This is a genomic window from Pseudomonas sp. NFACC37-1, from assembly GCF_900101575.1.
Taxonomy (GTDB): Bacteria; Pseudomonadota; Gammaproteobacteria; order Pseudomonadales; family Pseudomonadaceae; genus Aquipseudomonas; species Aquipseudomonas fluorescens_AA.
In genome coordinates, this window is record NZ_FMUZ01000002.1 from 13,762 (window position 1) to 26,198 (window position 12,437).

General features: G+C 62.2%; 12 protein-coding genes. 3 read left to right on the forward strand and 9 right to left on the reverse strand.

Translation table 11 applies throughout. The features are described 5' to 3' along the window. Positions 1–27 precede the first annotated feature (27 nt). The 3 genes from BLP82_RS02385 to BLP82_RS02395 all read right to left on the reverse strand — a co-directional run bounded on the left by BLP82_RS02385 (position 28) and on the right by BLP82_RS02395 (position 3,250). Positions 28–1,371, reverse strand: a complete 1,344-nt coding sequence (locus BLP82_RS02385; RefSeq protein WP_092165055.1) for a GGDEF domain-containing protein — start codon at positions 1,369–1,371, stop codon at positions 28–30. A 1-nt stretch (position 1,372) separates the two neighbouring features. Then, positions 1,373–2,131, reverse strand: coding sequence for a substrate-binding periplasmic protein (locus tag BLP82_RS02390; RefSeq protein WP_092165057.1), 759 nt, complete (start codon positions 2,129–2,131; stop codon positions 1,373–1,375). Between the two features lie 123 nt (positions 2,132–2,254). Continuing rightward, the gene (locus tag BLP82_RS02395) at positions 2,255–3,250 is read right to left on the reverse strand and encodes an aldo/keto reductase (RefSeq protein WP_092165059.1); all 996 of its coding nucleotides are present in this window, start codon (positions 3,248–3,250) and stop codon (positions 2,255–2,257) included. 112 nt (positions 3,251–3,362) lie between these two features. Here BLP82_RS02395 and BLP82_RS02400 point away from each other — a divergent pair, with 112 nt between their 5' ends. Further along, complete coding sequence (locus BLP82_RS02400; protein WP_092165061.1) at positions 3,363–4,286, forward strand: LysR family transcriptional regulator; 924 nt, start codon at positions 3,363–3,365, stop codon at positions 4,284–4,286. A 229-nt stretch (positions 4,287–4,515) separates the two neighbouring features. Here the strand turns inward: BLP82_RS02400 and BLP82_RS02405 are convergent, their stop codons facing one another. The 6 genes from BLP82_RS02405 to ppk2 all read right to left on the reverse strand — a co-directional run bounded on the left by BLP82_RS02405 (position 4,516) and on the right by ppk2 (position 9,915). Continuing rightward, positions 4,516–5,259, reverse strand: coding sequence for an SDR family NAD(P)-dependent oxidoreductase (locus BLP82_RS02405; protein ID WP_092165063.1), 744 nt, complete (start codon positions 5,257–5,259; stop codon positions 4,516–4,518). Between the two features lie 187 nt (positions 5,260–5,446). After that, on the reverse strand, positions 5,447–6,214 hold the full coding sequence (phnE, locus tag BLP82_RS02410) for a phosphonate ABC transporter, permease protein PhnE (RefSeq protein WP_092165065.1): 768 nt from the start codon (positions 6,212–6,214) through the stop codon (positions 5,447–5,449). Next, positions 6,211–7,038, reverse strand: a complete 828-nt coding sequence (locus tag BLP82_RS02415) for a PhnE/PtxC family ABC transporter permease (protein ID WP_092165067.1) — start codon at positions 7,036–7,038, stop codon at positions 6,211–6,213. The genes phnE and BLP82_RS02415 overlap by 4 nt, the downstream gene beginning before the upstream one ends. Then, positions 7,032–7,832 carry a phosphonate ABC transporter ATP-binding protein gene (locus BLP82_RS02420; protein WP_092165069.1) on the reverse strand — a complete coding sequence of 267 codons (801 nt, stop codon included), beginning with the start codon at positions 7,830–7,832 and terminating at the stop codon, positions 7,032–7,034. The genes BLP82_RS02415 and BLP82_RS02420 overlap by 7 nt, the downstream gene beginning before the upstream one ends. Beyond that, positions 7,829–8,680 (reverse strand): putative selenate ABC transporter substrate-binding protein, encoded by an 852-nt coding sequence (locus BLP82_RS02425; protein WP_092165071.1) that lies wholly within the window; start codon positions 8,678–8,680, stop codon positions 7,829–7,831. Before BLP82_RS02425 ends, BLP82_RS02420 begins: the two co-directional genes overlap by 4 nt. Positions 8,681–8,997: 317 nt before the next feature. Further along, positions 8,998–9,915 carry a polyphosphate kinase 2 gene (gene ppk2, locus BLP82_RS02430; protein ID WP_060743179.1) on the reverse strand — a complete coding sequence of 306 codons (918 nt, stop codon included), beginning with the start codon at positions 9,913–9,915 and terminating at the stop codon, positions 8,998–9,000. Between the two features lie 222 nt (positions 9,916–10,137). Here ppk2 and BLP82_RS02435 point away from each other — a divergent pair, with 222 nt between their 5' ends. Both BLP82_RS02435 and BLP82_RS02440 read left to right on the forward strand, forming a co-directional pair. Continuing rightward, on the forward strand, positions 10,138–11,073 hold the full coding sequence (locus BLP82_RS02435) for a Ppx/GppA family phosphatase (RefSeq protein WP_060741775.1): 936 nt from the start codon (positions 10,138–10,140) through the stop codon (positions 11,071–11,073). A 251-nt stretch (positions 11,074–11,324) separates the two neighbouring features. Then, positions 11,325–12,422, forward strand: a complete 1,098-nt coding sequence (locus tag BLP82_RS02440; protein ID WP_092165073.1) for a carboxynorspermidine decarboxylase — start codon at positions 11,325–11,327, stop codon at positions 12,420–12,422. Positions 12,423–12,437 lie beyond the last annotated feature (15 nt).

Genomic DNA, 12,437 nt, shown 5'->3' on the forward strand with positions numbered 1-12,437 from the left:
TGCAGACCTCTTGGCGCGCGGTGGTCTTTACAGGGCAACGCGGTCGCGTCCCTGGTGTTTGGCCCGGTACAGCGCCTGGTCGGCGCGTTGCAGCAATTGATCGAAATGGTCCATGGTCTCCGGGTCCAGCTCGGCAACGCCGATGCTCACGGTGACGAAAGGCGAGACCTTGGAACCGCTGTGGGGCAGCTCGCGTTCCGCCAGGCTGGTGCGAAAGCGTTGAGCCGCTTGGCAGGCCTGTGCGGCGTCGACATTGGGCAGGACCACGACGAATTCTTCGCCGCCTACGCGGGCGGTCAGTTCGCCTGAGCGGCCGAACACGCTGCGCAGGGTTTCTGCGATCTCTTTCAGGCACAGATCGCCCTGCATGTGGCCGTAGGTGTCGTTGTAGATCTTGAAGAAATCGACGTCACACATGAGCACGGCCAGCGGGGTGTTGTGGCGGATGGCCCGACGAAACTCGATTTCCTTCAATTCGTCGAAGTAGCGACGATTGGCCAGGCCCGTCAAGGCATCGTGACGGGACAGCGCTTCGAGCGACTGGTTGGCCGCCTTCAGTTCCGCGGTGCGTGCCTCCACCAGTTCGGCCATTTGATCGCGGCTGGCGGCCAGGGCCAGTTCGTCCGAATGCTGGCGTTCGAGGTGGGCGTACAGATTGTCCTGGAGTTCATTGACCTGGAATTCCAGCAGGCTCAGTTCGTCCTGGCGATTCACCGCCCGTTGCAGCTTGAGGTGATGTTTGAGGGTATGTGGCGCGAGTTCGCCCAGGTGACGGGCGATATGCACCACATGCACGGTCACCAGGCGGTTGAACATGGTCATGACCAATCCGGCCAGCAGCAGGGACTGGATGAGCTGGGTGATGACGATGCTGCGTGCTTCGCTCCAGAGACGCTCCCACAGCAGGTTGTTGTCGCCTTCGATGGTCAGTTCACCGACTTTCTCATGGGCCCCGGCGTAGGGCTCGGCGATGAGCTGGCGATGCAGCACCGGCACCACGCCCGATTGACCGACGGCGTATCGATTGAGTTCGATGACTTCCGGCGCTTGCCCGGGACGCAGGATGTTCAACACCACGCGCCCCACGGGGGCCGCCGCGGCGACGCTGGTGATTTGCTGGTCGAGGGATTCGCGGTCCAGTTCCCAAATGGCGTAGGCCAAGGTGTTCTGGAACACCTGATCGATCAGGGCCAGCTCCGAATTCATTTCCGCCAGGTTGTTTTCCCAGGCCAGCCAGGTGCGCCAGGTGACCATCGCCAGGGTAAAGAACAGGCAGAACAACAGCGTTGCCAGCACCAGGCGCCGGCCCAGGGAACTGAACGCCTTGGTCGGTGGTGGCTGGGACGCTGCCGTGCGGAAAGAGTCCCCCATGTCATAACCATTTGCGCAGGATGGCGTCGTAGACCCCATTGCGACGGATGGTCTCAAGGCCGGCGCGGAACTTCTCCACCGTCTCGGCCGGCGTCTTGCGGCTGAACGCCATGCTCAGGCCGTCCGGGCTGCTCAGTTCGGGAAGCGCCAGCGAGCGGATCAGCACCTTGTCCGGGTCTTCGCCATTCTGGCGAGTCAGGTACAGCGCGTTGAGCTCGTTGGAAATCCACAGCTCCACGTGATCGACCTTGAGCTTGCGGTAGTTGTGTTCGTACTTGGTGCTCGACTGCAGTTCCTCGCCGATGCGAAAGCCCTTCGAGACCAGGTATTGCTCGCCCACGTCCTGATTGACCGTGGCGATCTGGTGACCATGGGCGTCGGCCAGCGAGTCGAGTTTTACCGGTCGGTCCGCCAGCGAGTAGATGTACCACTGCGTCGGGCCAATGGTGCCCACCCACTGGAAAAGCGATTCGCGAGCAGGCGTGCGGACGATCGAATAGATCAACACATTGCTTTCGTTGAGCGCCAGTTCGTAGGCCCGGGCCCAGGGCATGGGCTGGATAGGCGCGTCCATGCCGACCTCCTTGAGCACGGCCTGGACCACTTCGGTGCTCATGCCGGTCACGCGTCCGTTCTGCGTCATGTTGTAGGGCGGCAGCTCCTCCGTCACGATGCGCAGGGGTGTCTCTGCCGCGCAAGCGCTTGCAGCGAGGAACATCAGGACGCCCCACGTCAGCAGGCGATTCAGCGGCAAACTCATTGATCGTTACCCTATGCAACTGGCAGAGCCCGGCGAAGCCTGGGGCTATTATTGATAGGGTTATCGGCTGGGCTGGCGCCTGCTTGAGTCCGGCCTGTCGAAACCGACAGCCCAGCCGACGGATCAACCGTTCAACAACGTCATGGTCTGCGCCTGGTATCGGTCGCCCGCTACCACACCTTCGCCTGCGAAAATCCCATCCAGCCGGGCCAGTTCGTCAGCGCTCAACACCACTGAAGCCGCCGCCACGTTGCTCTCCAGGTACTTGCGCTGCTTGGTGCCCGGGATCGGAATGACGTGGTCACCCTGGGCCAATACCCAACCCAGGGCCAGTTGCGAGGCGCTGATGCCCTTGTCCGCGGCCAAGGCCTTGACCCGTTCGACCAGCGCCAGGTTGCGCTTGAAGTTGTCGGCCTGGAAGCGCGGGTTGAAGCGGCGATAGTCATCGGCGGCAAAATCCTCCGGCGATTTCAGTTCGCCGGTCAGGAAGCCTCGGCCCAAGGGGCTGTAGGCAACGAACGCAATGCCCAGGCGCTTGCAGGTATCGAGCACGCCATTGTGTTCAGGCTCGCGGGACCACAACGAGTATTCGCTTTGCACCGCCGCCAGCGGATGCACAGCGTGGGCCCGTTGGATGGTCTCGGCGCTGGCCTCCGAGATGCCGATATGGCGGACCTTGCCGGCCTGGACCAGCTCGGCCATGGCGCCGATGGTTTCCTCGACGGGCACTTCAGGGTCGATGCGATGCTGGTAGTAAAGGTCGAGGTAGTCGGTGGCGAGGCGCTTGAGGCTGCCGTCGACCGATTGCCGGACGTATTCGGGGCGGCCGTTGACGCCGCGGGCATGGGGATCGCTGCTGCGCACCAGGCCGAACTTGCTCGCCAGGTACAGGCTTTCACGCTTGCCTCGCAAGGCGCGTCCGAGCAGCTCCTCATTGGTATACGGCCCGTACATGTCGGCGGTGTCGAACAGCGTCACGCCCAATTCCAGGGCGCGGTGGAGCGTGGCAATCGCTTCTGCCTCGTCCACGCCCGTGGTGTAGAAGTCCGACATGCCCATGCAGCCCAGGCCGATGGGCGAAACGTTAGGGCCGTATTGGCCGAGTTGGCGGGTTTTCATGCTGATAGCTCCTGAAGTGAACGACCTGTGCAGTCTCCAGCAAGTGGTTTTCTGGATAAATCCTCGATTATTGGTTTAACTATTCGGGATATCTAAATAATGAGGCACGATAGTGGACCGATTACAGGCCATGCAAGTGTTCCGGCGTATCGTCGAGCTGGGTGGTTTTGGCAAGGCGGCCGATGACCTTGGGTTACCCCGTGCCACCGTCAGCCTGTTGATCCAGCAGTTGGAAGCTCACCTCGGTGTGCAGTTGCTACAGCGCACCACCCGCCAGGTGCGCGCGACACTGGACGGCGAAGCGTATTACCAACGCTGCGGCCAGTTGCTGGATGACCTCGATGACCTGGAAAGTTCGCTGTCGGTGCAAAGGAGCCAGCCATGCGGTACGTTGAAGGTGGACATGCCGATCGCCTTCGGTTGCACCTGGATCCTGCCGCGCCTGCCGGATTTCTACCGGCGCTACCCGGCGCTGCAACTGGACATCGGTTTCCATGATCGCCAGGTTCATCTGCAGCGCGAGGGCGTGGATTGTGCAATCCGCGCCGGCACTATCTTTGATCAAGGGTTGGTCGCGCGGCCCATCGTGCGGCTGCACCAGCTGACCTGCGCCAGCCCTGGCTACCTCGCTCGCGTCGGCACGCCTCGGCGGTTGGAGGATTTGCCGGCGCACCAGGCCATCGGCTTTGCCTCTGGCAATGGACGGTTCTTCCCGTTCGAATTCGAGGTGACAGGGCGGGTGCGCGAAATGCAATTGCCGAGTGAGTTGACCGTCAATAATGCCGACGCTTATGTAACGGCCTGTGAAGCGGGATTCGGCTTGATCCAGGTGCCGCGTTACCACGTGCAGCGGCAATTGGCCGAGGGCAGGCTGGTTGAAGTGTTGAGCGAGTACGGCGTGCCGACATGGCCGATCTCAGCGGTATACCCGCCCCATCGACAGCTGTCGCCCAGGGTTCGGGTGTTTATCGATTGGGTGGTTGAGTTGTTGCAGGGAGAGGCGGATGGGCAACGGGCGTTGATGGAGAGGGCGTAAGGTTGCTGAACCCCTTGGGGAGGACCGACCGCCCTTGTGGCGAGGGGGCAAGCTCCCTCGCCACAGCTCGGCACGAAAGAACGACCAGTGGGAGCGAGCTTGTTCGCGAAGACGGCGACCCGCCCGACATTGATGTTAACTGGCCCGACCCTATCGCGAGCAAGCTCGCTCCCACAGGGTTACATGCGCAGCCAAACATACTGTCTCTTCTAGCCAGGGCGCGCCGCAATCAACGCAAGGTGTAGCCGCTGTCCACCACCCAGTCCTGACCATACACGCCCCGTGCACCCTGGCCCAATTGGAACAGGATGACATCTGCCACGGCTCCGGGTTCGAGGAATTGTCCGTTCAGCAGGCGCTGGTTGACGGCGCTGGCCACTGAACCCAAAGCCTCTGCATCGAGGCCCAGGGTGCCCCAGATCGGTGTGGAGGTAGGCCCCGGCGAAACCATGTTGAGACGAACGCCAAGAGGCGCCAGTTCAACGGCCAGGGTGCGCATCTGGGCGCGCAAGGCCGCTTTCGATGCAATGTACGCGGCCAACCCCGGGAAGGTGACCTGTTCGAGGAACGTGCCGATGAACACCACGGACGCCTCGGCTGCCAGGTGCTCGCGCAGGCTGCTCAGGGTATTGAGGGCGCCCGCGCCATTGACGGCCCATTGCCTGTCGAAAGCGGCCAGGTCCAGGCCGTCGGCCAGTTGCGCGATTCCCGCATTGGGTACCAGGCAATCCACCGGGCCGATGGAGGCGGCCAGTTGTGCCAGCTTGGCCTGGTCGGTCGCCTGTGTCACGTCGCCGGGCAGCCAGGACAGCCTGTCGCCAAACCGCTCGACCAGTTCGCCGAGACCACCGATCTGTCGCGACATCGCGATCACGTTGGAGCCGCGCTCCAGCAAACGTTGGGTGACGGCTAGGCCAATACCCGAACTGGCACCGGTGACTACACTAAGACCAGGCTTGAATTCATTACTCATGTGGCTTTCTTCCCAAGTTCGCCAAAAGGGGCAGAAGACCTGATCAGAAAGTGTGCCAGTTAATAATGCCTTGTCCGTCAATGGGTTGGCGGTTGTTGGGTTATTTTGACTCGGATGAAGCATGGTCATTAAGACCTGGTTCTTGGTCTTTATGACCAATTTCCTGCTCGTTGCTGTGCAACAGCCTTCAAGCCTTTACCCAACGCTGGCGACTCCAGCCGCTCAACGTATCGACCGCCAGAACCAGCAACAGCATCGCCAGAATCACCGTGCTGCCCTGGGCTTCCTGGAACAGGCTGAGGCTGACATAGAGCATTTGCCCCAGCCCCCCGGCACCGACAAAGCCGAGCACGCTGGCCATGCGGATGTTGTTTTCCCAGCGATACAGGACGTAGGCCAGCAGTTGCGGCAGCAGGTTGGGCAGTGTCCCGTAGCAGAACGCCAATACGGCGTTGCCGCCTTGCAAGCGGATGGCGTCGGCCGGTTCGCAAGGGGTATTTTCCAACGCCTCGGCGAACAAGCGACCGAGCACGCCGGTGGTGTGCAGGGCGAGTGCCAGGGTGCCGGCATTGGGGCCGAGACCGGCGGCCAGGACCATCAGCGCGGCCCACACCAGCTCCGGAACCGCGCGCAAGGCGTTGAGCACCAGGCGCGACGCGCTCTGCAAAGGCCAGCCGAAGCGTCCGGCCGCAGGCAAGGCCAACAGCAGGCCGAACACCGCCGCGAGCAGGGTGCCGAGGGCGGACATGGCAAGGGTTTCCAGGGCGCCGTGACCTATCGCCTTCAAGTGGCCCGGGCTCAGGTCCGGGCTGAGAAAGCGTTGCGCATAAGCCCCCATCCGCTGCAGATTGCCACTGTCGCCGAGCTCGCCCAGGTCGATGCCCAGGTAGGCGAACGAGGTGATGACCGCCGCGCCGATGCAAAGGACCATGACCGTGTTGATCAGGCGATTCATGTCAGCCTCCAGCGCAGCAGGCGGCTGAGTTGATCGGCGAGCAGCACCAGTGCCAGGAACGTCAGCAGCAGGCTGGCGACTTCACCGCCGGCGAACATTCGCAGCGACAGGTCCATTTGCTGGCCCAGCCCTCCGGCACCGACGAAGCCCATCACCACCGAGGCGCGGATCGCGCATTCCCAACGGTACACCGTGTACGACAACAGTTCCGCCGCGACATTGGGCAGGATCCCATAGCCGAAGGCCGCCAGCCGGCTGCTGCCGGACTGCAAGAGCGCGTGGGCCGGGCGCTGGTCCACCGATTCGTAGATTTCCGCGTAGACCTTGCCCAGCATGCCGCTGTAGGTAATGGCAATCGCCAGTACTCCGGCCGTTGGGCCGAGGCCGACGGCGCGCACGAAGAGCAAGGCCCAGACGATTTCCGGTACGCTGCGCAAGAATATCAACAAGCCGCGTACCGGCCAGCGCAGCAGTTGGCCCCAATAGCCCGGATGGCCGGCGCGGGAGGCCGCTGACAGCGATAGGGCGCGGCTGGCCAGCAGGCTCGCGGGCACCGCCAACAGCAACGCCAAGGCCATGCCGGCCGTGGCGATCGCCAGCGTCTGCAAGGTGGCCTGCCACAGCAGTTCCACGAATTCGTCGCCATGGGCGGGCGGCCAGAACGCCGCTACGAACCGGCCCATTTCGCTCTGGCTGTCGCTCTTGAGTAGCACGCCGAGGTCCAATTCGCTGAATTGGATGCCTGGCCACAACAACACAAGCGCCAGCAGACTGAGCAGCAGGCGAGGGCGGGTGGCAGGGTCTCGGGTATCGCGGGTCAGCATCGGGGAATCTGCACGCTCAAGGACGCGGGGGGCGTTGTTGGTGAAGACTGCAGTTGTTCGTTGGCGTAGAGCGTGTCGAGCAACGGACGGTCGACCGCCTCGGTTGGCAAGTCGAACAGGATCTGCCCGTCCCGCAGGCCAATGACCCGGGAAAAGTGCGCCAAGGCCAGTTCCACCGCATGCAGGCTGGCGACCAGGGTGACGTTGTGTTCCCGGGCGTGGCGGCAAAGCACCGAAAGCGTGTGCTCGGCCAATACCGGGTCCATGGCCGAAACCGGTTCGTCGGCCAGCAACACCTCTGGCGCCTGGTACAACACCCGGGCAATGCCCACGCGTTGCAGTTGTCCGCCGGACAGCTGCTGGCATTGGGCGAACAGTTTGTCGCCCAGGTCCAACCGGGCCAATGCCGCCCTGGCGCCTGGAATATCCAGCGGGTGCAACAGGTTCAACAGGCTTTTGCCAATGCCCCATTGACCGAGCTTTCCGGCAAGGATCGCCGTTACCACACGCTGGCGCGGCGGCAGGGGCGGCGATTGGTGAATCAGGCCGATGCGCGCGCGCAGGCGTTGACGCTGGCGGGCCGACAGCTGCCAGGCGTGTTCGCCGAGCAGCTGCAGCTCCCCGCTGCCCGGGCGCAGGGCGGTGGCCAGCAGGTTGAGCAGGCTCGACTTGCCAGCGCCGGACGGGCCGATGATGGCGACCTGTTCGCCGGCGCCGATGTGCAGGTCGATGCCACGCAGCGCCTGGACGCCGTTGGCATGGGTAACGCTGACCTGGGTCAGTCGCAGGGTCATTTGAGCAGTTCGGCGGCGCGTGCGGCTTCCTCGATGCCCTTGTAGTTCTCAGGCTTGGTTTCGATGAAGCGGCTGGCGGCTTGCAGGTCGAGGATTTCCTTGTCCTTGGGGTTGGCCGGGTCGAGTGCGAGGAAGGCGGCCTTTATCTTGGCCGCCAACGCAGGGTCGAGGGTTCCGCGCACCGTCCAGTTGTAGTCGAAGTAGGCGGGGGTGGTGGCGAAGACCTTGACCTTGTTCGTGTCGACCTTGCCGGCCGCCACCAGTTTTTCCCAGACGCTGGCGTTCAGTACCCCGGCATCCACTTTACCGGCCTGGACCCAGGCGACGGTGGCGTCGTGGGCGCCCGAATAGCCGACGCGGCTGAAGTAGCTCTCTGGCTTGATGCCGTCCTGGAGCATGAAATAGCGCGGCATGAGACTGCCCGATGTCGACGATACCGAACCGAAGGCGAAGGTCTTGCCCTTGAGGTCGGCCAGGGATTTGACGGCGGGGTCGGCGGTGATGAATTTGCTGGTGAACTGGGCGTCCTGTTCGCGCTGGACCAGCGGGATGGCGTTGCCGGTTTTCAGGCGTGCCTGGACGAAGGTGAAGCCCCCCAGCCAGGCCATGTCGATCCGGTCGGTGGCCAGTGCCTCGACCACGGCCGGGTAGTCGCTCACGGGGATGAACTCCACCTTCATGCCGGTTTGCTGTTCCAGGTACGCCCCCAGCGGCTTGAACTTGCGCAGCAGTTCGGTCGGGGCCTCATCGGGAATCGCGCTGACTTTCAGGGTGTCGGCGGCCTGCGCCAGCCAACTGCAAAACGACAGGGCAACACCAGCGGCCAATGCCAGGGACGGCTTGAGCATGGAAGATCTCCGGTAGAGAAAGGCAAGGAATGTCGAAGCATCACGCCCACATGGATGGCGGTACGCCGTTCTGTGAGGGTAGACGAAGGAGAGGGATGTTAACCGTTTCTGGCGGTGAACTCACCCAATCCCCTGTGGGAGCGAGCTTGCTCGCGATAGCGGCGTGTCAGTCACGAACCTTGTCACTGATCCTGCGCTATCGCGAGCAAGCTCGCTCCCACACTGGGCTGTGGCGGGCGGGAGAACCGAGGCCTCGATCGTAAGGCCCTGGCGAACACGAGGTCAGAACCGCTTGTGGGGGGCTTGCCTGGCGGGTCTCAGTAGACCTGGGGCACGATGAGCTCCGGTGGCGTCGGACTGCGGGAGTAGTCTTCCTGGCGTACCCGTTGCGGCAGTTCGATGGTCGGCAGTTCCACCTCTTCATAGGGCATTTGCCCAAGCAGGTGATGGATGCAGTTGAGCCGGGCTTTTTTCTTGTCGTCGGCCTGCACCACCCACCAGGGCGCCTCGGCGATGTGGGTGCGTTCGAGCATGATTTCCTTGGCCTTGGTATAGGCCTCCCAGCGCCGGCGGGACTCCAGGTCCATGGGGCTGAGCTTCCATTGCTTGAGCGGGTCATGGATACGGCTGAGGAAGCGCAGGTGCTGTTCCTGGTCGGAAATGGAGAACCAGTACTTGATCAACTGGATGCCGGAGCGGGCGAGCATCCGCTCGAATTCCGGCACGGTGCGGAAGAACTCTTCGTACTGTTCGTCGGTGCAGAACCCCATGACTTGCTCGACGCCGGCGCGGTTGTACCAACTGCGGTCGAACAGCACGATTTCACCCGCCGCCGGCAGGTGCGAAACGTAGCGCTGGAAGTACCATTGAGTCCGTTCACGGTCGTTGGGAGCGGGCAGGGCGGCGACGCGACACACCCGGGGATTGAGCCGCTGGGTAATGCGCTTGATCACGCCACCCTTGCCGGCGGCGTCACGCCCTTCGAACAGGATCACGACCTTGTGCCCGGTCTTGACTACCCAACTTTGCAGCTTCACCAATTCACCCTGAAGGCGGAACAGCTCGCTGAAATACAGGCGTCGGATTTCTTTCTCGCTGCTATCCGGGGCATGTTCATCGAACAAGGCGTTCAGGTCATGCCCGTCTTCGGAGAGTTCCAGCTCCAGTTCTTCGTCGCTGTGATCGAGCAATTCCCGGTGAATGCGTTGTACCAAGGTGTCCTGGGTGGAAAGCATGATGGAAAACTCGGTCGTGGAGGCGCCATCCACGCTAATTGCAATTTGTTACATAGTAGTGACGGTCATCTGTGCTTCATGTGCTGCCCATGGCTAAAACAGTTACTGGGGTTCAATGGGTGTCATCCAGGTGTCATCGAACCCATGGCAGGATCTTCGCAAACCATCGTGGGATGCCCGCAGCGCTTGTGCCTGCTGGCTGATGAATCAAGGAACACCGCTATGAAAGGCGACGCCCCCCTGTTCGCGGCCATTGACCTGGGCTCCAACGCCTTTCGCCTGATGATTGGCCAGTCGGTCAAGCGCAATCGACAACGGGTGATCCAGGAAGTGAAAACCCTGCGCGAGCCGGTCCGATTGGCCGAAGGCCTGCAAGCCGGGGCCCTGGATGAACTGGCGCTGGATCGAGGCTGGCAAGCCTTGGCCCGATTTGGCAAAAAACTGCGTGGCTTTGAAGCCGGACGGGTACGGGCGGTGGCGACCAGTGCCGTGCGTGAAGCGGCGAATGCCCAATTGTTCCTGGCCAGTGCCGAGCGGCACCTGGGGTTTCGGATCGACGTGCTGTCCGGACATGAAGAGGCCCGGCTGGTGTATGCCGGTGTCGCCCATGCGGTGCCCGGTGTCGAGCGGACGCGACTGGTGGTGGACATCGGCGGTGGCTCGACCGAACTGATTCTGGGGCAGGGCGCTCAGCCGCTGTTGACGGAAAGCATCGCCATCGGCAGCGGCACCTTTGGCGCGCGTTACTTTGCGGGCGGACGCATCACCGCTCAAGCGCTGCTGGAGGCTGAACGCGTGGCCGTCCTGCAGTTTGAAGCGATGGCGGCGCGTTATCGCGCGCAGGGCTGGCAGCAGGTGATCGGCTCTTCCGGTACGGCGCGGATGTTGGCCAAAGTGCTCAAGGCCAATGGTCTCAATGACGTTGGACAAGGCGGCATTACCTACAGCGGGTTGTTGCGCCTGTCGTTGCGGCTGCTGGAAGTCGGCCATGTCGACCGCCTCAGATTGGCCGGCTTGCAAAGCCATCGCCTGGGCATCCTGCCCGGTGGCCTGGCGATCATGCTGGCGGCGTTCAAGGTCTTCGGTGTTACAGACATGATCGTTTGCGAAGCGGGCCTGAGGTTTGGTGTCCTGCATGACCTGATGCATAAACACTGATCCCCCATGGCCTGTTGTGCAAGGCCGGTTATCCGCGACGGCTCAAAGTCGAGCGTCAGCGCTCTTTGCTTATCCTCCCTTTGCCAGATTCAGCATTTCGTCGCCTGGGCGGCCGGTATGTCCGGTGATCGCAAAGCGTGGTTTTGGATCAGGATGATTGCGCGAACGGGGCTTTTCGCTCTTTCGATCTGCAGTCAGTGAAGGCACAATGCGCATCCTTTTTTGGCTCGCCTTGCCCGGAGGCCTCGAAAATGATCAAAACGCCGTACTACCTCATCGACAAACAAAAGCTGCTGGCGAACATGCAGAAGATCGCCTACGTGCGTGAGCAGTCCGGGGCCAAGGCCTTGCTGGCGCTCAAGTGCTTCGCCACCTGGTCGGTATTCGACCTGATGCAGCAGTACATGGACGGCACCACGTCGTCGTCGCTGTATGAACTCAAGCTCGGCCGGCAGAAATTCGCGGGCGAGACCCACGCCTACAGCGTGGCCTGGGCCGACGATGAGATCGAGGAGATGCTCGCCAACTGCGACAAGATCATCTTCAACTCCATCGGCCAGTTACAGCGCTACACCGAGGCGTCGGCCGGCAAGGTCCGCGGCCTGCGGGTCAACCCGCAAGTGAGCAGCTCCGATTACCTGCTGGCCGACCCGGCGCGACCGTTCAGCCGCCTGGGCGAATGGGATCCGGTGAAAATCGAACAGGTCATCGAGCATATCTCCGGGTTCATGTTCCACAACAACTGCGAGAACGGCGATTTCGGTTTGTTCGACCAGATGCTGGGCACGATCGAGGAGCGTTTCGGTCATCTATTGCATAAGGTCGAGTGGGTCAGCCTCGGTGGCGGCATCCATTTCACCGGTGAGGGCTACGCCCTGGACGCCTTTTGCGCACGGCTCAAGGCCTTCTCGCAGAAGTATGGCGTGCAGGTCTACCTGGAACCGGGCGAGGCCGCGATCACCCAGAGCGCGTCGCTGGAAGTCACCGTGCTCGACACGCTCTACAACGGCAAGCACCTGGCCGTGGTGGACAGCTCCATCGAGGCACACATGCTCGATCTGCTGATCTATCGCCTGAACGCCAAGCTGGCACCGAGCGAGGGTGAACACACCTACATGGTGTGCGGCAAATCCTGCCTGGCTGGGGACATCTTTGGCGAGTACCAATTCGATCGTCCGCTGTCCATCGGCGATCGGCTGTCGTTCATCGACGCAGCGGGCTACACCATGGTCAAGAAAAATTGGTTCAACGGCCTGAAAATGCCGTCCATCGTTGTGAAGCAACTCGACGGCAGCGTCGAGGTGGTTCGCGAGTTTGTTTACGACGACTACTTGTCCAGCCTCTCTTGAGTTGGCGGAAGGAGA